The organism is Carboxylicivirga longa (assembly GCF_050589825.1).
In the GTDB taxonomy this organism is placed as follows: Bacteria; Bacteroidota; Bacteroidia; order Bacteroidales; family Marinilabiliaceae; genus Carboxylicivirga; species Carboxylicivirga longa.
The window spans coordinates 16,977-42,906 of sequence record NZ_JBNGOZ010000017.1; the positions used below are offsets into that span (position 1 = coordinate 16,977).

Below are 25,930 nucleotides of genomic sequence, written 5' to 3' on the forward strand. Positions count from 1 at the left end.
ATTACTCTTCGGGCTGACCTTCCTGATTGTATGAATTATACAGGTAATCGTTAAAGGGAAAGCGTTGTGCATGAATCTTTTTTACCTCGTCGTAAATCATCTGTTTGAATTCAACAAAGTTCACCTTGTTTTTAGCCGATATGAAAATGCAGTTGGCCGGTTGCCCCATCCAGGTTTCCTTCAGGTCAGCTAGCGAGTAGTTTTCTTGTTTCTTGGGTGTCAGATCATCCTCGTCTTTGGGTGTGTATTCGTAGGCATCCACTTTGTTAAACACCAGGATATTGGGTTTTTCTGTTTTGTCAATCTCGGCAAGGGTGCGGTTCACCACTTCAATTTGCTGCTCAAATCCGGGATGTGATACATCTACCACATGTAGCAGTATATCGGCCTCACGCACCTCGTCCAGGGTCGATTTAAACGACTCTACCAGGTGATGAGGTAGCTTGCGGATAAAGCCTACTGTATCGGCCAACAGAAAGGGAATGTTATCAACTACTACTTTGCGAACGGTGGTATCCAGTGTGGCAAACAACTTGTTTTCGGCAAAAACCTCCGATTTGCTCAGTACATTCATCAGGGTGCTTTTGCCCACATTAGTATAGCCCACCAAAGCTACGCGTACCATCTTCCCACGATTTTGCCGTTGTGTGGCCATCTGACGGTCTATTTTTTGCAGATCAGTCTTTAACTTGGCAATCTTATCGCGTATGATACGGCGGTCTGTCTCAATCTCTTTCTCACCAGGTCCGCGCATGCCAATACCACCGCGCTGACGTTCCAGGTGGGTCCACATGCGAGTCAGGCGGGGTAGTAGATACTGGTACTGCGCCAGCTCAACCTGCGTTTTAGCGTGTGCTGTCTGAGCGCGGCGGGCAAAGATGTCGAGGATAAGATTGGTACGATCTAGCACCAATACTTTTAGTTCGCGCTCCAGGTTACGTAGTTGGGAGGGCGATAGTTCATCGTCGAAGATGATGGTTTTCACCTCATGCACCTTCATGAAATCAATGATCTCTTGCAGTTTGCCACGTCCCACAAAGGTTTTGGGGTCGGGCATGGTCAGGTTCTGAGTAAAGCGTTCGAAGGGTATAGCACCTGCTGTCTCGGCCAAAAATGCCAATTCATCCAAATACTCTTCAACTTGCCGCATAGACACCTCAGGTGTTTTAACGGCTACTAATACAACTTTTTCCAGTTCCTTTTTTGACGATGGGCTTTCTATCATTGATGATCTCTTTTATACGATGATTTAGGGAGCAAATATACGGCAATTTTAGAGCAACAAAAAACCCCGCATCAGCGGGGTTTTTTATATTGTTATTGTAGTAGTGACTACTGCAATACAAAGTTAATCGGTACAGTATAAGAAACTTTTACTGCTTTACCTCTTTGCTTACCCGGTTTCCACGCAGGCATGGCGTTCACCACGCGAATCGCTTCTTTGTCCAGGTTGGGGTCAACACCACGGGCAATCTTAACATCTGTTACTTTACCTTTGGTGTTCACAACGAAAGATACATAAACACGACCCTGAATTCCGTTTTCCTGAGCAATTACAGGATACTTAACTGATTGTGCAATGTACTTACGCAATGCCTCTTCTCCACCGGGGAACTCAGGCATGTCTTCTACAATAAAGAAGACCGGTGCATCTTCAGACTCTTCCTCTTCCATGGCCAAGTCAGAGAAGTCAATCTCTGTATCCTCATCCATTTCGGTGTCTTCGATGTCTAATTCTTCGTCCAGCTCCACGTCATCCTCTACAATGTTAAGCACGTCGGCTACCTTTGGTGGCGGCGGTGGTGGTGGCGGTTTTACTTCTTCCTGCCGTGTAATCGGCATGATTTCTTCCTCGGCTTCAAGCTCTTCTACCATCTCAAACTGAGACGCATCCACATCGGTTGTTGTCCACTCAAAAGCAATTAAAACAATTGCCAGAGTAACCACCAAACCGATCTGCATGAAGACGCTTTTCTTGTTCTCAAGATCTGCCTTCGGCGACTTTTTTACTTCCATAATAGATCAAAGTTTTGGTGCCTAAAGATAGCTATTATTACCAGTTATTCTCAATTTAAAGAGGACTTTTATAAACCCTCACCCAAATTTTCAGTGCATAAAAATAGAATTTTAAAATCAAATACAAGGCAAATTTCCATAGTTTTTCTATCAGCTGTCAAGAGGGTTATTAAAAATAGTGGGTTGATTCAATAACTTTCATTCATAATCAATGTCTGATTATCGCTTTGTATTCTTATTGAAATAATGAGAAGTGGGGTCTTTAGTATTATGGATTAGGTGCATCTCATCATCTGAGCCGGCAATGATAGATGGTAGTTACCTAAGCTGTACATGACCAAAAAATACAGTGTATCTAAGTTTAAGCATTGGGACTATTGGCAGCTTGCCTCTATTTCTGCCCAAAAACACCTGAATTTCGATTCTTCGACACGAGATTATTATGGAAGGGGCTTTCGCTTGTAGGGACGAGGATAGTCGAAGTATACTGCTGCAAAGAGGAGGGTCGGAGTATGATTGTGAATTTTTTTGTCTTTTTTTAGAATCGTGATATGGCTCATTTATAAGGTGTAATAAAATTGGGAATTCAGTGGGCGCCGCATTTTTTTTAAGTGACTATTGCGCTTTAGTAAAAAACATCTATATTTGCATCGCTGTTGAAAAAACAAGCACCTCAGAAAGACAAACGGTCTTGAGGAAAATACAAGATGGGGGATTAGCTCAGTTGGCTAGAGCGTTTGACTGGCAGTCAAAAGGTCAGCGGTTCGATTCCGCTATTCTCCACTGAAAATGAAAGAGTTACAAAATTTATTTTTGTAACTCTTTTTATTTGCATACTTTTTGCATACAAGAATGCCATACTCTGATTATAGAACAAGCACTTCAGTGGCATGTCGTCAATTATTATTCAAAGCATATCTTTTATAGAGAATGTGCGATAGTTCGGAATCAGTCTTATTTTATCTGAGTTTTGTGAGACTGGATAGCTAAAACCTGTCTTTTCTCAAGGCACAAATCACCAAGCATCCGTTTCTCTATTACTTCAATTTAATACACATTATTTTCATTTTGTCCTTTCGCCGGGAAGCAATTACCTCGCATAACTGAGCATATAAAGTAATACATTAGGACCAATCATTATACATATTCAAATCCTTACTTTTGTGAGTAAAAGCAATAATCATTAACTAAGTTTCTATTGAAAAAAACGACAGAATAACTGTGGTGGAAAGCTCGACATAGGTCACTTAAATTTAATTAGCTCGTAAGTCCCAGGCACTAATTGAAACTTTAAATCAGAACTTGACTGCCAAATTGGTGTAACCACCTGCTTTTCTGTATCCGTCAATCTATAGTTTAACCAATTGCGCACCTCTGAGCTTAACGAAAACTCATAAGGTGTGGTATAATCATAATCAAGCACACAATCCCCATTTGACAGACTCCATAAGTCCTTATTATATCTGACATTAGGCAGTATATTTACTTTAATCGTATCAGATTCATAATTGACACTGTAAATAGCATTACCGGAATAGGAAGCTTTTGCCGAATAACCGCACCCAATTATTTTTTTAGGTTCACGGTTGTATCCATCATTCAGACTTTGTTGAGACGTATTGGAGAAAACAACCAGTTCATTAGAATATGAATAACTGGCGTTTTGCTTAAAGGAGTACCCATAGTTCTGACTACAATTCTCCACAACTTTAGCTGGTTTTAATGGAGCGTATAATTCAGTATGTTTGAAAATCTCCCCTGCAACAATAAACGATGCAGCTTTGGAAGGTGTTGTTTTAACATTAAGCACATGAGACCCAATACGGTACGGAGCATATACAGGCAAACTATAATGCCACATTGTGGCTGCTTGCGCCCCAAGCGACCTGAATAGTCTGGCCATAGCCGGATACAAATATGAACTTTGATTATAAAATGTCTCAAACTCATATACCACTTTTGCTTTTGAGGCAAATTGCGGTAACAAAGTCCATCCATACCAATCAGGATTCTGATAACATTCAGTCAAGAAATCAGAATAATCAGTTTCTGTCAAATTAATCGGATTTTTATAATAAGGCCGTTTACAAAGATCCTGACCTGGATAACAGCAAAATGAAACAACTTCAATATTAGACTGTGCAACAGCTTCAAACACATCACGATGGTCAATCCTCATTTTATGCCAGTTACAGTTCCACACCAAAGGTTGAGGGGCATCACAATCTCTAACCCATTGATGCATTTCATTAATATAGTTCAAAACAAGCCCTTTACGATAATGATAATAGGCCTGTTCATTGTCTTCCAATGTAGTCTTTTCTAACCACATCTTATATTGCGGTACATATGCTGACTCCTTAAACGCCTCATAGGATAAATATCGGGGTTCATTTATTATTTCGTATAGGGCGATTCCTGTCTCAGAGGCATAAGTCACCCCGGTATATGGATTCACTCGATTTAGCAACTGCTTAATCCAGCGTTTTGACTTTACGACCACATCCGGGCTATAAATCCAGTCGTGATATTTCAAGGTTGTCATAAAAGAGTTGGGAACCAGATACTTCCCCTTAGGCAAGGGATTACTAACAGCTTGGGGGTTGTGTCCCATGTGATTAATAAGCGCTAGAGAAATATAAATACCCTTTGCTTTTGCTCTGGCTACCATATAATCTAAAATATCCAGAAAGATCGATTCAACTAGATTGCCGTCCTGGTCAGTAAAATCGACCGGTGTAAGATGACACCGTATCAAACCACAACGCATTTGTTCAAGCTCTTCTAATCCCCGGTCGGTAATATACTTCATGGTGTCAATAGCCAACGGAATAGTTCGGCTTCTGATTAAGTCACGATATTCCCAGGACAGATTAGGCTGAAAATTTACTCCCCAAAGAGAAAGTTCCTTTCCATTAGGAAAATATAAACGTCCATTATGCTGATAAACATAGTCATTTTGAGCCTCCACCTTGGTACAATCTAAAAAAAAAATTAAAAGCCCAACTATCCAAAGCATTACTTTTTTCATATGTATTCCAACTCTAATTAGCTTAAACGAATCATTAACTCCCAAATAAATGTCAGAGTGAACCAGGCTACAATAATACCCACAATCCACTTAAATAAACCGGGCCAGGCATGTAAGCCAACAAAAGGCCCTTTTACACCTGTGAGTGTATGTACTGTAAGATTTTCCAAAGATTTACCCTTTGGCATTTTCTCGAAGAAACTAATAAGAACAGTTGTTAAAATAACAACACTGAAACCTATAATACCCCTGTTAAGAAAGTTAATATCCGATGCGAAAAAGTAAATAACAAATGATACAAATGTGCCGGCCAGAGCTCCAATAAAAGCAGCCTTTGGAGTAGCTTTAGTACTGAATACTCCCATGATATACAAGGCAATCATTACACCTAAGGGAATGGATACCAAATCCTGAATTAAACGAGTAACCGTTTGCTCTTTGGCAGCTACCGGGATTATAAAAAATGCGATAGTCAGCACAATGGCTTGCACCACCCGGGCAAATGTTTTAATAGCCTTGTCTTTTGCCAACGGCTTAAAAAAACGTAAATAAATATCCTGAGTCATCAAAGTGCCAGAAGACGTTAGTAAACCATCGATGGTTGAAATTAAGGATGCAATCAATCCGGCAATTAAAAGTCCTCGTATGCCTACCGGAAAGAAGTTTAGAATAGCAAAAACATAGGATTCATCTGCTTTGGCAATCTCAGGCTTTAATAAATTAATACTTACCCCTACAGCATAAGCAAAGAAAAATGTAAAAACATGACCCGCACCAGTAAAAAGCATGGCCTTTTGTGCATGTCTTTCGTCCTTGGCTGCCAATAATCTTTGAACCATACCAAAATTACAGGCAATCCAAGCTGTTCCAGCCAATGCTCCCCAAATAAGTCCAGCGGGCATCGCATACCACATATCACTCATTGGACTTAAATCAAAAGGCAACAAACTACTGGCCATAGGATTACCTGCTTGACTGAGTTCGCTGGCACTCCATAAGGCCGAAAGGCCTCCAACCTTATAGATGCTCATTATACCTACCGCCATCAATGTTAGTGTAATAAACACAGCTTGGTAGATATTGATGGTCAATACAGTCTTCATACCTCCTAGCATCACATACAAACCAACAATTCCCATAATGACCAGACAAGCCCATAGCAAGCCCCAACCAAAAATTGTTTGCAGTATTAAACCGCCCAGATAGATAGATGTTCCAAGAACGATGATATTATATAAAGTCATTAACACCGAAAAGAGAGAACGACTATGCACGTTAAAGCGTTTTTCAAGCAGCTCAGGTGTCGTAACAATCTTAGAGCGCCAATATATCGGAATTAGAAACATGGCTGCTAACGGTGCAGCAATCCACAGGTTAATAGCATTGGGTTGAATCGCCAACCCCCAAACAAAACCAATACCTGCCACGCCCATTATGCCGGTGTCAATGGACATTGCAATTAATGTAAGACCCGTTTTTACCCAGTTTAATTCTTTACCTCCTGTTAAATAATCACTGGCGGAATCACCACTATGCTTTTTACTGACTAGAAAACCAGCACTTAGGATTATTATAAAATACAAAACAACGACCAACATGTCGTAATAAGTTCCATCAATCATATCTTTCTTATTTATTGCGTTCTTCTTTTAATAAGGGGAAACGTTCAGAAGGAAGATGTGCTTCCTGCATAGCTTTTCTTAACTCTTTCACTTTATCAGGGTGTAAATCTGTTAAATCTTTAGATTCAGCCTCATCATTCTCTAAGTCATATAGTTCAAACTTATCTTCATCAATATAATATATACCTTTCCACTTCCCTTTTCGGACTGCTTGTTTATATTGGTTTTTCTCATGATTAATATTTTCATTGAATTCCCAATACAGATATTTATGCTGTGGCTGGTCTTGCCCTAGCAGCGCAGGTAAAAAGGAGATACCATCTGTAAAATTTGGCTTTTGTGCGCCAGCAATATCACACAACGTAGGCACAACATCCCAGAAAGCAGAAATATGCTTAGATTCGGTTCCAGGTGCTACCAACTCCGGCCATCTAACAATCATCGGGGAACGAAATCCGCCTTCGTAGAATGAGCGTTTATATTCCCTGAATGATCCGTTTGAATTAAAGAACTCCACATCGTGACCTTCTTTATGTGCTCCATTATCTGAAGTGAAAATTACAACCGTGTTCCTATCAATCCCTGATTCTTTAAGTGCATTGGTAATTTTCCCGACATAAGCATCAAGAGCCGTTACCATACTGGCAAAAAATTGTTCTTCCTTTGGCCAATCAGTACTATCTGGCATATACTGTGTATGTTCTTCTAAAGGTGCATGCACCAGGCTATAAGCCACATATAAAAAGAATGGCTTTGTATGCGGTTTCTTGATAAAAGAAATGGCTTTATCAGTAACCAAGGCATCCATATTCACGGGGCGTTCCAATTGTTCTTTTTGTGACAGGTTATAATGCGTCCCATTCTCGTACATTGGCTCAATATTTATGGAAGAATATTCTTCGTACGATTTATGCACGCCATTTTCATCCCACAGTACGTCAATCATCACTCCTGCTTTATTAGGAAAATCGGCACTAAGCTTACCAAAATGATAATCGAATCCCCGGTGAAAAGGTGTTTGATCGGATAATTCACCACCCAAGTGCCATCGTCCGCACATGGACGTTACATAGTCTGTTCCATTTTTTAACGCCTCTGGTAAGGTGGGTATTGCTGGATCAAGTGGAGCCACGCCTACTTCTTTAATAAACTTATTGCCTCTTATTGGGCAATGCCCTGTATGTAGGCCAGTCATAAGTACAGCCCGAGAAGGGCCACACACTGGAGCTCCTGCATAATGATTGACAAATTTCATTCCATCGGCAGCTAGACGATCAATGTTTGGTGTTTTCAATTGGTCTTGTCCGAATGCTGACAAGTCACCATAGCCCAAATCATCGGCCAAAATATAAATAATATTGGGGCGTTGATTTGTATCTTCTGAAAATGTACATGCCATACTCCCTAATAGAACCAATATTAAAACAAAATATCTCATTCTTCCTTTTTATTACTTTTGTTTTCTTTGTTGATATTGTTGTATCGAACGTTTAGTAATTTGTTCTATATCCCATGTATTCCTATCGTAATACACAGGTAAAGTTGAACCTGGGTAATTATCTACACCACCAGTGGGTATATACTTACGAAGTTTCTGCACTACTTTACCATATTTCGGATTAGGAGCCAGGTTGTTCCACTCATGTGGATCTTCTTCAATTTGATAAAGCTCTTCATCTCCATTAAAATAACTGATATAGCGCCATTTGTCGGTGGAAATAGCATAATTATTTTTCCCAGCTACGGTAATTGCAGGGTGCTTCCAGTTTGCCTTTGGATTTCTCAACAATGGCTTTATATTGTTTCCTTCTTCGTGTCCAGCTAATGGCAAGCTGCATAAGGTATTAAGCGTAGGGTACAAGTCAATGAGTTGCACCGGTTGTTTACAAATACTGTTTTTGGACATTCCCGGGGCACTGATAATCAACGGTACCCTTGCTGATTCTCGCCACAACGTAAATTTACTCCAGGTTTGTTTTTCTCCAAGGTGAAAACCATGGTCGGTCCAAAGCACAATAATCGTATTATTGGCATACGGACTGTTTTCGAGCGCATCCAGCACCTTGCCAACTTGTTTGTCAGTAAATGCAACTGAAGCAAGATATGCCTGCAAAGCCTCCTGATGCCATTCTTTTTGAGTTATTTCAACGTCATAGGCATAACGGCCTACATGCATAAAATGTCCAAAAAATTCAGCTGCTGCAGGCACATCATTCAGGTCATTTTCTTTTTTTATTACAGGACTCAAACCATCAACCGGAAATTGCTCAAAGTACTTTTCGGGCACAAACCAAGGTAAATGAGGTCGGAAAAAACCTACTGCCATAAAAAATGGTTGGTTAAATCCTTTTTTCAGTCTATTAACGGCCCATTCCCCATGTCGGTGATCCCCTTCCGCTTCGTCTCCACTATCTGTAGGGCCAAATTTAAAATGCCCCCATGGCTGTTTAAATTCAGATTCTATAGGTTTACCATGAGAGCCATCACGTGGTGAGCTAACCGAAGGCCAATATTCATCCCATTCTTCCGGAGAACAACCGTGCCCGTCGTAATCGCTGCCATGGTGAATTTTACCTGTTCCGACAACATAATAGCCGTTGTTTTTAAAGTGTTCTGGCAAAGTAATTACATCCAAAGCGGGCATTTCCTTCCGTTTTTGAAAACCATAGGCTCCACTGTTAAACGGGTAGATACCCGTTAACAAACTATTACGGGAAGCAGCACACATCGGAGCCTGACAATAGGCATTTGTAAACGAAACACCCATCTTTGACAATCGGTCGATATTTGGGGTTCTAACCTTTGAAAAAGTTTTGGCATAACCTACATAATCCCGCAAATCGTCAATCGCAATGAACAGGACGTTGGGTTGGCTGTTTTGTGCCATGCTACTTCCCCAAAACATCCAGGAAAACAGTATTAAACTTGCTACTCTACCGATCATCATTATTTAGTCTATAGTTTCTCCTTGCCAGACAGTGGCATTGTTTCTATACTTCCTTATATATTTGGCCAGTTTCTTTTGGATCGATGGGTGTTGTTCCACTACATTGTTTCTCTCGTATTTATCACTGCCATTTAGTTGATACAATTCGTCTTCCAAAAGCTCGCCATTTTGTCGACTGACCCAACGAGTATAACGCCATTCTTCTGTTCGAATTGAGTAACCCATTACATTTTTGCCCCTAGGGAATTGCGACAAGGCAAATTTGCGCACCGTTTTTCTCTTTCCTTTTAAAACAGGCACTAGACTTACACCTTCGGCCTGAGCAGGTATGTCAATACCGTTTAGTTCGCATAAAGTAGGCATCAGGTCAACAAGTTCAACCATTGAGCAAGAAGCATTTCCAATATTGGATGCTTGTGGCACTTTTATGATCAGAGGTACCCGGGCATCCAGTTCAAGGTTGGTTGCTTTTGCCCATTCACTATAATCCCCTAGCTTAAAACCATGGTCACCCCAAAGTACAATAATAGTGTTATCGAGCATATCTTTTTCTTTCAACTTTTTTATTAAGCGCCCCACCAAGTGATCGACATAACTTACACACGCAAAATATCCATGCCTTAACTCTCTTGCCACTTCGGGGTTATTAGGCTCTTTTACGTCATAGTCAAATATCTCTTTATAAGGCGAAAGGGTATAAGAGGTATGACCAAGGGGAGGCTGTGTCACCTCCGGCATTGAAATCATTTCGCGATCGTATAAATCCCAGTACTTCTTGGGTGCCACAAAAGGCAAATGAGGTCGATTATAGCCAACTGCCAGAAAGAATGGCTTATCCCCTTGACAAGTATCCAAAAACTGTTCGGCTTTTTTTGTAATACTGCCATCGGTATAGAAGTCATCGTTCACTTCAAAACACTCCAAAGCAGGTTTTTTTTCAATTGGTTGCTGGCCGTTTTTGTAGGCCTTATTAATTCGCTGACTGATTGCCTGATTATTCGGATCTTTAAACATACTTCTCCATCCCTCATCGAAACTGTCCCACGAATAACCCTTATCTAAGCCCAAACGATTATCATATATCTTACCGAACCCGATGGCATAATAGCCATTATTGCGTAAATGTTCCGATAAACTGGTCAAACCTTTTCTAGTTTCCCGCCATTCTATAGGGTTTGAACCACTCATTCCATAAACTCCCAAACGGTCAGGGTGCACACCAGTCATCAGGCTCAAACGTGAAGGCCCACACAAAGCTTGTTGGCAATAGGCATTCTTAAAAACAACACCTGTTTCAGCCAATTTATCAATGTTCGGACTAATTATTTCACTCTCTCCATAGCAATTTAATTCAGGTCTTAAATCATCGATTGCTACAAATAGAATATTATATTTATTTTGCGCACTAGCCCCTAAAGACCAACATATTAAAAGGACAAAAACAACCTTAACAAACGCCCTTTTCTTATCCATTTTATTTAGCAATTAAAACGTAAAGCAAAGAAGAACGGACATACCCGCTCTTCTTTACAATATTTAAAATCCAGATTATCTTATTACAACTTTTGAGGTATAGTTACCTTTACTACTGCTAATCTTCATAACATATAAACCATCTCCAATGCCATCAACAGGAATAACCGAATTTCCATTTATATTCTTCGATAATACTTTTTGACCGGATAGGTTGAACAGCTCCACAACTCCAATTACGCCATCTTCAACCTGTACATTTAATACATCAGTTGCCGGATTTGGGTATATATTAACGTCCAACACCTCTGCATCATTAATCGATGTAGCAGTACCTTCAACAAGTTTAATATCGTCAAAGAATATTTTTGCATTTTGAGTACCGCCTACTGCAAAAGAAAATTTAATCTTAACCCATTCGTCCGTTGCAGCAACATCATCACCACTATAATCAAAGTCAAATGAAATATATTGCCAACTTCCACTATTTACGATTACTTCTTGTTGGTCAATAAGGTATGTCCAATTACCATCAATGTCTATAGCCTGCACTATGATCTTTTCAGAAGTGGTTGAGGGGCTATAAAGGTTTGCCCAAAATCCGAGTCCATAGCTTTTGCCATTTACTAATTGGACTTCCTGTTCAAACTTTGCTTGTGGCAAATTATCTGAACGCTGCAAATTTGCCCTTAGCATATATGACCCAGAATTTGGAGATATATCGTTTTCGTTATCTGTAACTTTAAACCAGACAGTACTATTCGCGCCGTCTACAGTCCATGCTGTGGCATTCCATGTGCTACCATCATCGGTTCCTTCTTCAAAACCCCAGTTGCTCAATAAATTTTGTTGGGCATAGCTAAAAGAGGAAGTTGCTACGGCCACCATTAACACTAGTAAAATTCTTTTCATAACAATAGATTTTTTTAGGTAATTATTAAAAAGAGAGTACCTCTGCTACTCTCCTGGATGGAAGAGTGCAGAGGTTGTAATTTTAATTTCAGCTACCGATAAATCGGAATTCAGTTCATATTTGCTGGGATTTTCTATACCTACAGCTATAGCATAATCTGTACCTATATTACTTTGTAAAAAGGCTAAATCAACTTTTAAGTAAAAAGAAGCATCACGTTCACCTGAAGGACATGTCACTTCTGATGGAACATCGTACATGCCATTAGGAAGAGGCGTTACTCCGTCCTGAGTACTAACACTGGTATAAACATCAACACTATAGGCATTCAAATCTTGTAAGCCAGATCTATATACTCCTAAGAATATTAATAATTTATTATTTTCCTCATCAATTTTACAAGTTGCACCTGGCTGTTGAAGTGTTGTAATGTAGGGTTCATAATTAGCTTGTGGCATATAGATTTTAGCTATTCCCCACTCTTCATCACCTGCTGATTTTTCACAAGCACCAAAAAACAAAGCAAGTATTAAGAGAACACCTATATTATTTATTAATCTTTTCATAAGTCTTAAATTTACTTTTCATTGCCATCGAAAACTTGCCATTTCGCTCTTATTGAACTAGTTATGTGGCAAACTTCGTCAACAACAATATTATTACCAGTTGGGATTTTGTTCCAAAACATAATCAGAGCGTACAATATTGCTTTCTAAAATTGGATAGAGATACATTTTTGAAGCATCGAAATATCGTTCGGCTACTTGAACAACTTCATAGCTCAATGGTGTACCCTCACCTTGTTTAACTCCGCTAACAGACTGATTCAATACTACCTCAGCATCTTTCCAACGTTTTAGATCCATGTAGCGGTGTCCTTCGAATGCCAATTCAATACGACGTTCATGTTTTATGGCTTCACGCAACGTATTCTGATCTTCACCATTATCAACAGCAGGCATTTCTACGCCAGGTCGTGCTCTTACAATATTAAGTGCTTCTCGAGCCGTATAGCGATAACCACTATTATTATCCGGTCCGTAGGCCTCGTTCATAGCCTCGGCATAAGTCAATAAAGTCTCGGCATACCTAAATAGTATCCAACTCCTTACGTCAGATGAATTAACCGTTAAGTCAAGATTTTCATTTAAAAACTTTTTAAGGTAATAACCAGTTGGAGATGCATTGTTGTTAGCTGGGTCATCAGTTCCTCCTTCATACACCTGTAGGGTACGTCCATTCCAGGTATCGCCATTTTTAAGTATGGTGGCATAGAAACGAGGATCCTTATTGCTCCACATATCGCCAGTAGGAGCACCTTTAAACTCATAGGCATCAACCAAATTATGACATGGGGCTATCCCTGTTTGCCCGCCAGGTGTTGCAATTGGGTAATTGCTCTTCTCTAACAAATTTGTTTGACCTAATCGTAATGCCCAAATAACCTCAGGGCTTGTACTTGTATTACTTCCTTTAAATAAACCCTCATAAGAATTATCTAGACTGTACAGATTTGTTTCAATAACATCATGAGCTGCTTTTGCGGCTTTCTGCCAACGCTCTGAATTATTGTCTGGATTAAACAGAGGGCTCGCATAATACAATAAAGCTCTTGCTTTAACAGATAGTGCAGCGCCTTGTGTCATCCGACCAGCCCGTGTTTTGAAACCAGTTGCATTCCAATCAGTCACTAAACTTCCACTCACCTCATCGATAAGCGAAACAATTTCACCAACTACCTCTGTAACAGATGCACGGGGTAAATTAATTGCTTCCGGATCCTGATCATTTGTTTCGTCAATCAGGGGGACTCCACCATAGCGTTGAAATAGTTCCAGATAGTAAAAGGCTTTCAAGGCTTTCATTTCTGCCCTTAACCAAGCCATATCTTCTACATCCAGTTCATAATTATCTTTTCCTTGAGTAGTTGTAGTATCACGTCCGATAAGCAATACATCTTTGTAGTCGCCAGTATTTTCCAAGGCATAGTTAACATCATGTATACCTTGATACATATAAGCAAATTTGTCGCCGGGGTTTTTATATTTACTCCAACTACCTTCATTAAATAACTGTGAATTGGAGGTTGTAGTAACATACTGCGCTTCATCGCTCACTGCCGCAAATAAGTTGTTATCTATTGCGTTAAAACCGTTTGGAACATAAGTATAAGCTCTATGGGTAAATCCAAACAAGTATCCATAAGTTGTGTGTAATGTTTCATCCGTATGAAAGAAATCATCTTTTGTATCTAACTCACAACTTACGAGTGAGGCCAATGCCAACACAAATCCAATGATATATTTAATTGATTGTTTCATGTTTTCACGTTTTAGAAAGTAAGCGAACATCCTAAGTTGTATGATTTAATGACCGGGTGTCCATCGGGCGCCGTTGGGTCAATATCAAACTCATCAAGTGATTTACTAATTGTCAATAGGTTCATACCTGTTAGTTCAAATCGCATTTTTGAGATGCCCCAACGTTGTGTAAGGCTTTCAGGAAGCGTATAGCCAATCACCAGGTTACGCATCCTCAAATAATCACCATCGGCCATCCACACTGTTGAATTCTGGTAATTGTGATTATTGTTATCTAATGACAAACGAGGAAATGTTGCAACGGATCTTGTATCTATTCCTGCTTCAGGATAATAAGCCCATCTGTTTTGCGCTATTGGGTATGCTGTTCCGAAATCCCGAAAAGCAATACTTTTTGAAGGAATATTCAGAAGATTGAACTCACTACCATTAGTTCCTTCAAATAAAACAAAAACATCAAAGCCTTTGTATGCTATGCCCGCATTGAAGCTATAAACCATTTCGGGAAAGATGGGATTACCAATAACCGATTTATCATTGTCGTCAATCACATTATCCTCTAAAAGATCGCGATATTTGATATCTCCTGGTTGTACCTGACCGAATGAAGGTCGGGGTAACTCAGGTTTCAACTGACCATTTTGGTCAAAATCATCCACATCATAAAAACCGATAGCTTCATAACCCATTACCACACCAATTTCTTTGTTGGTGCGAGCTAAGGCCGGTAAGGTTACCACTTCTGCCATCCGATCGATATTGTTTTTATAATACATAGCCATGGCTCCGACAGAGTATGAAAAATCATTGATAGTCTGACTCCAGTTAAGCTCCAGGTCAAATCCTTTATTGCTTACTTCACCAATATTAACATACTGGGGATTAGTGATACCTGCAGTTGGTGGCAGTGTCCAATCCTGGCTAACTATTCCCTTACGCTTTTCTACAAAAAGCGCTGCATTCAACTCAAAATGCTTGAACAAACCCAATTGAAGACCCAGATCATATTTCATACTTTCCTCGGGAGAAATACCTTCATTGGCAATGTACATAGGCATCATACCGGATACATGTGACGAATTAGGGTCGCCGAGTCGTATGCCACCCTGATTGTAATAATAGGATTTATACAGATTACGGTTTGCTTTCATTGGGTCAAAACCATTTTTTCCAGCTGATACCGTCAACTTAAGTAAATCAATGGACGACATATCTTTCAAAAATGTTTCGCTGGAAATATTCCATCCCAGTGCCAAAGCCGGATAAAGATGCCAGCGATTTGACTCGTGGTAATTATCGGAAGCGGCTGCAGCAAAAGACACAGAAGCAGAGTAACGACTGCCGTAAGCATAATTAGCTACTCCACTCCAATTCAGATAGTTATATTCAGTCCACTTACCAGCTGCGCCATTGGTGCTGATATCTGTATTATACGTGTTGTACAAGATATTTGTCAAGGCATCAAACGAATGTAAGCCCGTTTGTTTGGTATACCCAATTGATGCCGAAAAATGCTGCCAGTTCCATTGGTTCTGCCCACGATCTTCGTTACGCTCATAGGGTGTATCCTCATCAGTTGTCTGTTTAACCCCATCGAAATAACGGGCATAATTGCGCGTATTACTTGCTCCATCACGAGTCCAACTACTTAACGACACGGCCTGAGAAGCATATAAACCTTCCAAAATCATATCAAGCCGTTGCTTAAGTTCAAAGTTAAACTGAACGGTGCGTTCATGTGTTGAGCGACGACCAAGTGCATTTATCGAAGCCAGCGGATTGAAATTATGGATTGGTGTTCCTGGCCAAGTCCCGTCTTCATAACGTGCCGGATATACCATATTGGGATAGGTAGCCATCTCGTTCCAAAGGTTATTATAAGGGCGATTCGGTCTTTTCTTATCAACAATACGTCCTCCAACATCAATTTTAGCGTCCATAAATGGCAACAGTTGAACATCAACATTTGCCCGCATATTAAAACGCTGATAATTAGAGTTGGCTAGTGTATCATTCGTTGGAATATCATAGAATCCATTTTGACCTACATATCCAAAATTAATATAGTAGCGAGCTTTTTCAGTGCCTCCATTAACCGATACATTGGCATCATAATAGGAACTTGATTCTTTAAGCACCTCGTCAAACCAATCCACATCAGGCAAATTTGCCATATTTGTATTATCATATACCGGAGACCACACACGCCCGTTATCGTTGCTAAAAGCTTCGTTGTATAACGAGGCGTACTGCTCTCTACCAAGTGGTTTTAAAAGATAAGCTAATTGCTGCATCCCTCCCCGTAGGTTAACATTAAAGACAGGTTTTCCTATTTGTCCTCTTTTGGTTGTGACCCATAGCACTCCGTTGGCACCACGCATTCCAAAAGATGCTAATGAATGGCCATCTTTTAATACTTCAATGCACTCGATTTCCTGGGCTGTCATTTCTGAAAAGTAGTTCATGTCTACCTGAAAGCCATCGACGAAAACAACAATTTCATTTCGGCTAAATGACGCTTTCCCTCTTATTAGGAGCTGTGCAATATTATTACCAGGCTCACCATTCTGATCCACGGCAATTAAGCCAGGTACACGTCCGAAGAGCAAGTTATTAACCGATGTCTCGGGTAGCGATATTTCATTGCCTGGCACATTGGCAGTCAATTTTGGATTATTAACATCCTGTACAACAATTTGGTTGCCAGGAATTATTATGGAGCTACTTTTTACCTCAACTGAATCTTTTTCCTGAGCCTGTATAAAACAGGTCGAACCAAGAATCAGAGCAGCCGCCCATAATGCTTTTATCTTGTATTTAGTTATCACATTTATCATGACTGAAACTTGTTATTTTATAGTTAATAGCCTGGGTTTTGCGTGATATACCCTTTATTTACTTCCGATAGCGTTATCGGAGAAAGATGCATATTTGGGTTCCATGCATAGTTTCTTGTGAGTGAGAGCCAATAATCTCCATATTGTTCTGGTTTTTTAGGATCCCAGCTTACAAGTGCTTGAAATTTGAAGCTATGCTTAGGACCTCCAATCATCACATCTCCTTTTTTCCAATGGCGAGCATGTGCATAATGCTTGTTTTCCCCATAGAACTCGACAGCCCACTCGCGTTGAATCTCCTCTCTTAATGCAGTTTGATCTGATACAGCTATATAGCCCAAACCACCTCTGTCACGAATAGTATTAAGGTAATTGAGAGCCTCGCTCGAATTCCCTTGTTCGTTGTATGCTTCTGCTAAATTCAAATAAAACTGAGCCATCCGAAACAAAGGAAATTCAAACCAGGTACGACGACCTGCCTTATACCAGAATTTACAGTTTTTTGCACAACCACGCTGTAGTTTTCGGTTCCATACGAAAGCCCAGTTAGCGCTTCCTGACACAACATCCCAATCGGCATCATTTGGGTTATTTTTTGCATTTATGCCAAAGAAATAAAGCGATGCCAGTGCCCTGGTTTCCAATTCTTCTGAACGAGCTCTATAATGAGACGACGGCAACCTGTCACCTTCATTAAGCCAGACTTGATCTGTGCCATCAGCCGTCCTGAACTTTTGCAACATCTCAAAAGTTATGCCCCTATTGCGGTGCATATGTGGGGCAGCAGCAAAAGCAATTGGGTATTCTTTATACATCCCATTATCGTTGCCACCATGTTGTTGCTTGTAAGCTAACAATACTTCTTTGTTTGACATTGTTCCTACAGCAGTCGCATAATCATCGAAAGGGTTGTCGGTATCAATTAGTTCATAGCCATTAGCCATTCCCCATTCAATTACAGCTTTATTGGCATTGATGGCATCCTGCCAACGATCTGGATTTGCATTGCCAAAGCAAATTAGATTATTTTTAGCCGGATCTTCCATACTTAAATACGGTGTTGCCGCATTAAAAAGCGGACGGGCAGCAAACATCATTGCTTCTGCTTTAATTGCTAAGGCCACACCTTTATTTATTCGTCCATAATCTTCTCCAGACCAGGCTTTATTACCAAATGTTTCACTGGCCAAATCGCACAGCTCAACTATATAATCAAAGGTTTCTTGCAAGGTAGAGCGAGGAATTGATGCGTTATCTGCAGTTAGCGTTTCTTTAACAAGAGGTACACCACCGTAGGTTTTCATCATTTGTAAATAACGATACGCCACAAGCGTTTGCATCTCAGCTTCGACAATGGTTTTGTCAGCATCGCTCATATCTGTTGCTTTATAGATATTCTCGTAAACCAGCCATGCTTTTCTGATGAAAATATAATTATTAGGAAAATAATCATCGGTATAACCGGCACCACTATGTGCATCATTGGCGATCATCCCAACTTCGCACTGCGTATTCATTGGAACCCAACCAAGACCACAAACATCCTCGCCTCCCATAATCGCCATCGTAGTTGAATAAGGCAGGTACGGTGGTGCCCATCTGGCAACAGGCAAGCCAAAAGACAAATTGGCACCATAAGCTTCTGCAATAGCATGCCTTGCATTTCTTTCAGAGCTGAAAACTTCATCCAGGTTAATCCCGGTAACCGCAGGCTTTTCAATAAAATCATCGACACAACCTGTTATTAACAGATGTAATGTCACTAATATCATCAATAATTTTTTCATTGGACTCGGAATTAAAATTGAATATTAACACCAATATTATAAACTCGGGTTAGTGGGTAAATAACCCCCTGGGAGCTAACATAGCTTTGTAATAATTCTGGTTCAAAGCCATCTGGTAGATCACCAAATTTCCATGTATGCAGATTATTGGCATTACAAAATACTTTTAGAGACTCAATACCGATATTATTGCCTATGGCAATGCGCTTAAAGGTATAGGACAATTCAACAATCTTAACTTTCAGGTGATCGGTTGAACGAAGCCAAAATGAATTATCCATCGCATTGGGCGTATCCTGGAAGGCCATCGACATCCTTGGAAAGTTAATCGCTTCACCATTATCGTAACGCTCTTGCGTCCATCTTTCATTCATATATGCAAAAGGTGTACTTCCAATACTCTCGCTAAATGGTTTAGCTGCGTAGCCGTCCATTCGGAATGTACCCTGAGCTGTTCCTGTAAGTAAAGTGTAGATTTCAAAGCCTTTAAAACCAAAGCGAATATTACCACCAAAAGTAAAACGTGGAAGATTGGAATAGGCTGTCGGAACATAATCATTTTGGGTAATTTGCCCATCCCCATCTATATCTACAAGTCTCAAATCTCCTTTTTGTACGCGGTTACCATAGACTGCATTGTATGGATGGTTCATTACCTCCTCATCAGTATTGTAAAAACCCTCGGTGCGATACGCTTTGTTTTGCCCCAGTGCAAAACCGGTGTCATTCATCCAATCAAACTCATAAGGCGGTTCTGCCATGTAGTCGATTTTATTGACAGCATAAGATAATTGTAAACCTAGTTTGTAAAACCAATCTCCTCTTCCATCGTTCCAATCGGCTTGTACTTCGTAACCTTTATTGGTCATTTTACCAATATTTACCGGTGGTAATGTATTACTATCAAGCCCAACCGTTCCAGGAACAACCTGTAAGCGGGTCAGGATATTGTTTCGTTCTTCTTTAAAGAGGTCAACAACAACTGATAGCTTATCTTTGAAAAAACGCGATTCAATACCAAGGTTATAAGATGTTTTCTTTTCCCAAGTTACATCAGGGTTGCCGACGGTATTTTCATAAGCACCCGGCGTTACTACATTATTGTAGGTTCCATCTGAATCGCCGAATGAATATACTGTCGTCAGGTTACCATTGGCATCGCGAACACTCCACGTTCCAGGTAAGAATAGAAACCGGCTACCACCAATTCCACTGTTACCTGTTTGTCCGTATGAACCTCTGACTTTTAACCAGGTTATAATATCATTTTTAGGGAAGAACTTCTCATTACTAATGTTCCAACCCAATGAGAATGAAGGGAAATATCCAAAACGTTTATCTTCGGCAAAGTTTTCAGAACCATTGTAACCGATATTAAACTCAGCTAAATAGCGGTTATCGTAATTATACGTTGTCCGGCCAACAAGTCCGTAGAATCCTTTAGGTACGTTATAATACAAGCCATTGGCTACAAAACGTTCAGCAGTAAGTAAAGCTAAGCCTGTTACCTGATGTTTCCCAAACTGACGATTGTATTCAAGGCCAGTATCTAGATAGAATTTTCTATTCTTTGACCAACGCCCCTGATTCTCATTATAAACAGTGGGTTGATCGCCATAGGAGTAAAACAATCTTTCGGCAGGATTTGAAGGATTTAATGCCACCTGATATGTTCTTAACTGATGATCTCGTTCAGCATACTTAGACAAGTACTGATCGTATGAGAAGTTAGCTCGAACTTTAAGACCTTTAGTAATGTAATCGACCATATGGTCAACCATAAATGATGTATTAAGACTACTTTGTGTTAATTCGGCCATCTTTTGCGTCAAGAGAATCGCGTTGGGCGAACGCCAACCAATAACGCCATCGGGTATCAGCTTTTCGCCAGTAAAACCTGTGATAACCTTGCCATCAATAACTCCGTATCCACTAAATGGAGGCTGACTAATCGCATTCATTAAAAGTTGCCGATATCTCTCGCCTACATTGCCGGCATTTTCACCATTAGTTGCCAAGCTACCCTTTTTCATGGTGCCTGCAATTGAAATCGCAATCTTGGTATTTTTTATACTCTTGATATCGAAGTTAGAACGAAAATTAATTTTACGACTACCAACATTTGTTGGAGCATCATCAATACCAAAATCATTAGTAACACTTCTCTGATCGGTATATCCTAAAGATGAATAGTAGGAAATATCTTTTGTTCCTCCTGAAATATTAACATTATAACGCTGTTGAGGCGAAAGCTGACCGCGGAATATTTCATCCATGTAATTAGTGTTGGTATAGTATAAGGCAGGCGTATTATTTAGCACGGCTTTTTGCTCCTCACTTAAAAAGCTCATGTCTGCCACCTCATCCGGTGTATAGTCTCTGTTGTTTTGGAATTTCCACAACTCATCACCGGTGAAAATCAATGGGTCATCAACACGACCATCATTTATTAAAGCTTCATTTTTTAAATTTGCATACTGATAAGAGTTTACTAACTGCGGAATTTCGGTTGCTGTTACCAACCCAAAGTTGGCAGAAAAGTTCACTTTTGGTTTACCGGCATCATCACGACCTCGTTTGGTTGTAACAATAATAACACCGTTGGCACCACGCACGCCATAAACTGCAGTTGCCGACGCATCTTTTAATACGTTAATACCAGCAATATCATATGAATCAAGTGAATTAAACGATTCCTGATCTCGAATAATACCATCAATAATGATTAAGGGGTTTTGATCGCCGGCAAAAGTTCCGACACCCCTAATTCGAATGGTTGATTGTTCATTACCTATCTCACCCGATGCTTGTATCGCCGTTAATCCGGCTACCTGCCCAACCATAGCATTTGATACATTAACAACAGGCGTCGCCACCAAATCCTGACTTTTTACCTGGCCAATGGCGCCAACTACCGATTCTTTCTTTTGTGAACCATATGCTACTACAATTACATCATCAAGAGCAACGGCATCTTCAGTCAATTGTATATTTAACTCTGTTTGTTCAGTTATCGTAACCGATTGATTTTGATACCCAATAAAAGAAAAAATCAAAACCTGCCCTTTTTCAACCATAATATTATAGCTTCCGTCAGTAGAGCTGATGGTTCCCTGAGCCGTCCCTTCAATATAAATGGTGGCGCCAGGTATTGGCTCGTTGTTACTATCTGTAACTTTCCCAGAAACCGTTTTGGTTTCCTGTGCTATGGCTGATAGCATCAAGCTAAAGCTTAGCATAAGATACATACACACTCTGACCACCATCTTATTCCTGGCGCCATCTGTGCTTATCTGGATTTTATTCATAACAAATAGATTAGTTAATTTAATTTAAAAGCTGATTTGCACACAATCACCTTTGGTGTAACTAATTTCGTACAAGCCATTCTTCAAGCTTGTATCCAATTTAAAACCAGTCTTCCATTCATTTTTAATAAACTGACCGGCGACAGCCTCTATTGGTTCTTTAAATAAAAAAGTACAATCATTATCACTTACAACATACAGTTTATTGTCGTATAGCAGTGTAAAACCTATCCCTTCTTCATTCCACTTAGCAGATGAACGATAGCCAATCTCATGATTTCCTAAAATTTTAAAAACCTCGTACTTGGCCTGTGGCATCTTCGTTTCGGTATTAAATGTTACCATTAATTCAGGAGATGCTTGTGCAACCTGAGCTGCAATTTTATTCAACCCTTTATTTAACATACCTATATCGAAAGTTTGTGGAAGATATATCCAGTCGTCTCCATAAACGCCAGGTTTTTTCCATACGTAATCGTAATCGAGCCTGTAAATATTATAAAAACCACCTTGAGCAAAAGCCCTAGCCATTAAGGTAGATGAGTTGTCATAAGCAGCATTCTCGGCCACATGTGGCATACGTGTTTTATAGTTGATCGATCGATCAAGAATTTCTATTTCATCGGTATAAATATCAACCCCTTGACAATCGATAAACTGTAGCGAATCAATCAATGGCTCATAACTTTTTCCTGCCAGATTCATACGAGTGGCAATCCGATATGGTGCTTCTTTAACTACTTGTCCAATTCGGTCACAATAGTCAAGAACCACTTTTTTATCCTGCAAAGAAAAATCAAATAAATTGACTTCATTCTCAACCTGAAAAAATACTACCCGGTTAGTGGTGTCGCGTTTTAGTAAATAATCCATAAATGCTTTAACTGTCTCTTGCTCAATAGCTAGCAGTTTCTGACTTGAATAATCAGCCACAGGACATAAGCCCATATCAAATTTCTTCACATATTTGATTCGGCCATATTCATCTTTAACTGCAAAGTCAGGGTTATCCATAATAAAATCAGGTGCAAAACGCTTGTCGAGACCACCGCAGAAATTGCTTCCGCCCCAAACTATATCAAGGCGCATATCATACTTTTCGGCCATCTCAATCATATCATTGAGTACCGTCCAATTATATTCCCCTTTATTAGCTTCAATGCTCCTCCATGGAAACCAGAAAGTAAAAATCTGGTATCCAACCTCGTGAGCCTTTTGCATGAACACTTCATAATTCCCATCCTGAGGCAGCCAGGCTTGTACTCCATTGTAGAAAAATGGTTCTCCTTCCACCTCTAGATAAGTCTTACCCAGTTCATTGGTTACTAACTGCGAAACCAAACGTGGCTGTCCTATTGTCGTCTCTTTTTTTGCAGGTTGCCCACATGAAGACAATAAAAAAGACAGCATTAAACTATAATAAAGCACTTTCTCCATCTTACAAACCTTTTTTACAAGCCATCACTATCTCGCTCAACGAACCAACTGCTAAACAAATAGCAAAATCTGTGGCTCCATAGTATAAGTGCAGCTCATCTTTATCATATTTAGGAATCGCACCACAAGGAAATATCGTATTGTCGCAATTACCGTGTTGTTCAAATGGCTTTTCGGGCATCATCAGATAACTGTTTGTTTTTCCAATCACTTTCCAAGGTTCCTCCAGATCAAGTAAAACAGCACCTATATAATAGTAAGTACCTCCTGCCGGACTGAATACGCCATGAATAATATCTAACCAACCTTCATCTGTTTTAATTGGCGGTGTTGGTCCAATCTTCTGCACATTCCAAAAACGATAGCCGGCTGCAATTACCGGTTTAAACGAACCCCAGTGTACTAGGTCAGGCGATGAACTAATCCAGATATCACCATTACTTCCGTCACCACCACCCGGGCGATCTAACTTATAATATAAGCCATTGATTTTCTCAGGAAATAAAGAGGCGCCTCGATTTTTAGGTGCTGTAATTACATCAATCCGCTCATAAGACTTAAAATCCTTTGTACGACCAAGCATCCCTACAGGAGAATCATAACCCTGCACCATCACAGGCGTGATGATGTAATACCAGTCATCAATTTTCGTTACCCTGTTATCAATAAAATGATGATAAAGTGGGTAAGGATACTCTTCCGACTGCGTAGAAATAAAATCCTCGTCTGATAATGTAAAGTTGATTCCATCTTTACTACGTGCAACTCTTGTTTGTCCAACATCCCTTCCAAAGCCTTTCTGAGCAGCATGCTCTACTACTGAAACAAGCAGAATCGTTTCATCGCCAAACTGCACAGGTGCAGGATTATAGATTTGTGCTACCCCAGGATAATCATTAATGTGAATTAAAGGATTCTCGGGGTGTCTCTTCATGATTTTCGTAGCATCCTTCAATTGAGGCTTTACCGCATTTACTGTTCCCATACTATTTATTTCTTCAAATGTTTTTATTAAGCTTCCATCCAAAGCAACCAGCAGGCAACAATATCTTAGCAATACCCTTTTTTTCACAGAAGGAATACGTGGATTATGTTACGCTGCTTTTGATTAAATTACATTGCAAATGTATCATGTGTTAACAAGCGTTAATTATAAAAAAAAGTCAATATTATACATATTCTTGCCACTACCTGAATTTAGTAGGACTTTTGCCTGTCTTATCCTTCACTACCTTACTTAGGTGAAACTGCGACGAAAACCCGGTTAAATGAGCTATTTCCGATATCTTCATCGAAGTGTTGGCAATCAAATTTAAGGCTTTATCGATACGTATATTTAATATATATTTATGAGGGGTCAATTCTACTTCTTGTTTGATAAAACGGCACAAACTTCGTTCACTCATAAATACACTTTGCGCCAATTCTGGAATTGTAATGTTTTTTTGGATATTAGCATTGATATAGTCGTCAATCATTTGTAGACGTCGTTTAACATTATTCTGCGCAGGAACATAATATGATACTTCTTTTTTATCCCAGATATGTCGCGCAAAACTTATTATCAATTCCAGAAGTTTTTGCTTAATTTTAATAATATAGCCGGGCATCTTGTAATAGGCCTCCTCAAAAATAAGTTCAAAATGCCGCCTCACTGAATATTCATCTCTACCAAAAGCCTTTGTGCCTGCATGTAAGAGTCTGTTAATCATTATGTAATCCTCTATTAACCCTCCTGAATTCTCCTTTCCTGGCAGCGCATCAAAGCTACAGCGCAATGAAAATTCAACAATCGGATTTTCTTTACTAGATTTTTGCCAATGAAAATGTCCTGGACGGTTAATAAAGATATCACCAGCTTTAACCTCATACAATTCACAAGAAGACTCCAACTCCCTCTCATCCACAGCACTAAGATAATATTCCATTAAGTGCTCAACATTTTTACTATGAGATACGCCTGCTCGTTTAACGATACTTTCATCCTTAAACAGAGAATCAACATTAAGCAAACCTATTTTTCCACTACCAGAAGCAATATAATGAAACTCAAAGTTCGGATGCGCATGCAATCCAAATTTCTCCCCGGGTGAAAACTGATATATATGCAAATAATCTAAAAAAATACGGACGAAATCATTATCAAAATCAATATTGATCTTTTCAATTTCGCGTGCCCCTTCTATATGTACTCTATTCATCAGCCCTGATATTTAATTACAGTTTAATACATAGAAA

Annotated in this window: 16 protein-coding genes and 1 tRNA gene; 1 reads left to right on the top strand and 16 read right to left on the bottom strand. The window is 39.7% G+C overall.

Going from position 1 to position 25,930, the window contains the following annotated elements:
* Nucleotide 1: 1 nt before the first annotated feature.
* Together hflX and ACRD7A_RS14205 are read right to left on the bottom strand one after the other, a co-directional pair.
* A complete protein-coding gene (gene hflX / locus ACRD7A_RS14200; RefSeq protein ID WP_430811888.1) occupies nt 2-1,225 on the bottom strand; it encodes a GTPase HflX in 1,224 nt (407 codons plus the stop codon).
* Nucleotides 1,226-1,332: 107 nt separating this feature from the next.
* Nucleotides 1,333-2,016, bottom strand: coding sequence for an energy transducer TonB (locus tag ACRD7A_RS14205; RefSeq protein ID WP_430811887.1), 684 nt, complete (start codon nt 2,014-2,016; stop codon nt 1,333-1,335).
* A 709-nt stretch (nt 2,017-2,725) separates the two neighbouring features.
* On the opposite strand from ACRD7A_RS14205, the gene ACRD7A_RS14210 reads away from it, so the two are divergent.
* Nucleotides 2,726-2,799, top strand: a tRNA-Ala gene (locus ACRD7A_RS14210).
* Nucleotides 2,800-3,259: 460 nt separating this feature from the next.
* On the opposite strand, the gene ACRD7A_RS14215 is transcribed toward ACRD7A_RS14210, so the two are convergent.
* The 14 genes from ACRD7A_RS14215 to ACRD7A_RS14280 all read right to left on the bottom strand — a co-directional run bounded on the left by ACRD7A_RS14215 (nt 3,260) and on the right by ACRD7A_RS14280 (nt 25,893).
* On the bottom strand, nt 3,260-5,047 hold the full coding sequence (locus ACRD7A_RS14215; RefSeq protein WP_430811886.1) for a hypothetical protein: 1,788 nt from the start codon (nt 5,045-5,047) through the stop codon (nt 3,260-3,262).
* A 17-nt stretch (nt 5,048-5,064) separates the two neighbouring features.
* Nucleotides 5,065-6,669, bottom strand: coding sequence for a sodium:solute symporter family transporter (locus ACRD7A_RS14220; RefSeq protein ID WP_430811885.1), 1,605 nt, complete (start codon nt 6,667-6,669; stop codon nt 5,065-5,067).
* 7 nt (nt 6,670-6,676) lie between these two features.
* Nucleotides 6,677-8,107 (bottom strand): arylsulfatase, encoded by a 1,431-nt coding sequence (locus ACRD7A_RS14225; protein WP_430811884.1) that lies wholly within the window; start codon nt 8,105-8,107, stop codon nt 6,677-6,679.
* A 12-nt stretch (nt 8,108-8,119) separates the two neighbouring features.
* Nucleotides 8,120-9,616 carry a sulfatase gene (locus ACRD7A_RS14230; RefSeq protein WP_430811883.1) on the bottom strand — a complete coding sequence of 499 codons (1,497 nt, stop codon included), beginning with the start codon at nt 9,614-9,616 and terminating at the stop codon, nt 8,120-8,122.
* Between the two features lie 3 nt (nt 9,617-9,619).
* Entirely contained in the window at nt 9,620-11,089 is a 1,470-nt protein-coding gene (locus ACRD7A_RS14235) for a sulfatase (RefSeq protein WP_430811882.1), read from the bottom strand.
* A 75-nt stretch (nt 11,090-11,164) separates the two neighbouring features.
* Nucleotides 11,165-12,001 (bottom strand): T9SS type A sorting domain-containing protein, encoded by an 837-nt coding sequence (locus ACRD7A_RS14240; RefSeq protein WP_430811881.1) that lies wholly within the window; start codon nt 11,999-12,001, stop codon nt 11,165-11,167.
* Nucleotides 12,002-12,046: 45 nt separating this feature from the next.
* The gene (locus tag ACRD7A_RS14245; protein ID WP_430811880.1) at nt 12,047-12,568 is read right to left on the bottom strand and encodes a BT_3987 domain-containing protein; all 522 of its coding nucleotides are present in this window, start codon (nt 12,566-12,568) and stop codon (nt 12,047-12,049) included.
* A gap of 93 nt (nt 12,569-12,661) precedes the next feature.
* Nucleotides 12,662-14,323: a RagB/SusD family nutrient uptake outer membrane protein gene (locus ACRD7A_RS14250; protein WP_430811879.1), complete on the bottom strand. Its 1,662-nt coding sequence runs from the start codon at nt 14,321-14,323 to the stop codon at nt 12,662-12,664.
* An 11-nt stretch (nt 14,324-14,334) separates the two neighbouring features.
* The gene (locus ACRD7A_RS14255) at nt 14,335-17,160 is read right to left on the bottom strand and encodes a SusC/RagA family TonB-linked outer membrane protein (protein ID WP_430811878.1); all 2,826 of its coding nucleotides are present in this window, start codon (nt 17,158-17,160) and stop codon (nt 14,335-14,337) included.
* A gap of 23 nt (nt 17,161-17,183) precedes the next feature.
* Nucleotides 17,184-18,947 carry a RagB/SusD family nutrient uptake outer membrane protein gene (locus ACRD7A_RS14260; protein ID WP_430811877.1) on the bottom strand — a complete coding sequence of 588 codons (1,764 nt, stop codon included), beginning with the start codon at nt 18,945-18,947 and terminating at the stop codon, nt 17,184-17,186.
* Between the two features lie 11 nt (nt 18,948-18,958).
* Nucleotides 18,959-22,255: a SusC/RagA family TonB-linked outer membrane protein gene (locus tag ACRD7A_RS14265; RefSeq protein ID WP_430811876.1), complete on the bottom strand. Its 3,297-nt coding sequence runs from the start codon at nt 22,253-22,255 to the stop codon at nt 18,959-18,961.
* A gap of 24 nt (nt 22,256-22,279) precedes the next feature.
* Nucleotides 22,280-23,692, bottom strand: coding sequence for a DUF4978 domain-containing protein (locus tag ACRD7A_RS14270; RefSeq protein ID WP_430811875.1), 1,413 nt, complete (start codon nt 23,690-23,692; stop codon nt 22,280-22,282).
* Nucleotide 23,693: 1 nt separating this feature from the next.
* A complete protein-coding gene (locus ACRD7A_RS14275; RefSeq protein ID WP_430811874.1) occupies nt 23,694-24,677 on the bottom strand; it encodes a glycoside hydrolase family 130 protein in 984 nt (327 codons plus the stop codon).
* Nucleotides 24,678-24,879: 202 nt separating this feature from the next.
* Nucleotides 24,880-25,893, bottom strand: coding sequence for a helix-turn-helix domain-containing protein (locus ACRD7A_RS14280; protein WP_430811873.1), 1,014 nt, complete (start codon nt 25,891-25,893; stop codon nt 24,880-24,882).
* Nucleotides 25,894-25,930 lie beyond the last annotated feature (37 nt).

What these genes read in the sequence shown, in the direction of transcription:
- hflX (WP_430811888.1), bottom strand. Translation starts at nt 1,225, where the DNA reads ATGATAGAAAGCCCATCGTCAAAAAAGGAACTGGAAAAAGTTGTATTA.
- ACRD7A_RS14205 (WP_430811887.1), bottom strand. Translation starts at nt 2,016, where the DNA reads ATGGAAGTAAAAAAGTCGCCGAAGGCAGATCTTGAGAACAAGAAAAGC.
- ACRD7A_RS14215 (WP_430811886.1), bottom strand. Translation starts at nt 5,047, where the DNA reads ATGAAAAAAGTAATGCTTTGGATAGTTGGGCTTTTAATTTTTTTTTTA.
- ACRD7A_RS14220 (WP_430811885.1), bottom strand. Translation starts at nt 6,669, where the DNA reads ATGATTGATGGAACTTATTACGACATGTTGGTCGTTGTTTTGTATTTT.
- ACRD7A_RS14225 (WP_430811884.1), bottom strand. Translation starts at nt 8,107, where the DNA reads ATGAGATATTTTGTTTTAATATTGGTTCTATTAGGGAGTATGGCATGT.
- ACRD7A_RS14230 (WP_430811883.1), bottom strand. Translation starts at nt 9,616, where the DNA reads ATGATGATCGGTAGAGTAGCAAGTTTAATACTGTTTTCCTGGATGTTT.
- ACRD7A_RS14235 (WP_430811882.1), bottom strand. Translation starts at nt 11,089, where the DNA reads ATGGATAAGAAAAGGGCGTTTGTTAAGGTTGTTTTTGTCCTTTTAATA.
- ACRD7A_RS14240 (WP_430811881.1), bottom strand. Translation starts at nt 12,001, where the DNA reads ATGAAAAGAATTTTACTAGTGTTAATGGTGGCCGTAGCAACTTCCTCT.
- ACRD7A_RS14245 (WP_430811880.1), bottom strand. Translation starts at nt 12,568, where the DNA reads ATGAAAAGATTAATAAATAATATAGGTGTTCTCTTAATACTTGCTTTG.
- ACRD7A_RS14250 (WP_430811879.1), bottom strand. Translation starts at nt 14,323, where the DNA reads ATGAAACAATCAATTAAATATATCATTGGATTTGTGTTGGCATTGGCC.
- ACRD7A_RS14255 (WP_430811878.1), bottom strand. Translation starts at nt 17,160, where the DNA reads ATGATAAATGTGATAACTAAATACAAGATAAAAGCATTATGGGCGGCT.
- ACRD7A_RS14260 (WP_430811877.1), bottom strand. Translation starts at nt 18,947, where the DNA reads ATGAAAAAATTATTGATGATATTAGTGACATTACATCTGTTAATAACA.
- ACRD7A_RS14265 (WP_430811876.1), bottom strand. Translation starts at nt 22,255, where the DNA reads ATGAATAAAATCCAGATAAGCACAGATGGCGCCAGGAATAAGATGGTG.
- ACRD7A_RS14270 (WP_430811875.1), bottom strand. Translation starts at nt 23,692, where the DNA reads ATGGAGAAAGTGCTTTATTATAGTTTAATGCTGTCTTTTTTATTGTCT.
- ACRD7A_RS14275 (WP_430811874.1), bottom strand. Translation starts at nt 24,677, where the DNA reads ATGGGAACAGTAAATGCGGTAAAGCCTCAATTGAAGGATGCTACGAAA.
- ACRD7A_RS14280 (WP_430811873.1), bottom strand. Translation starts at nt 25,893, where the DNA reads ATGAATAGAGTACATATAGAAGGGGCACGCGAAATTGAAAAGATCAAT.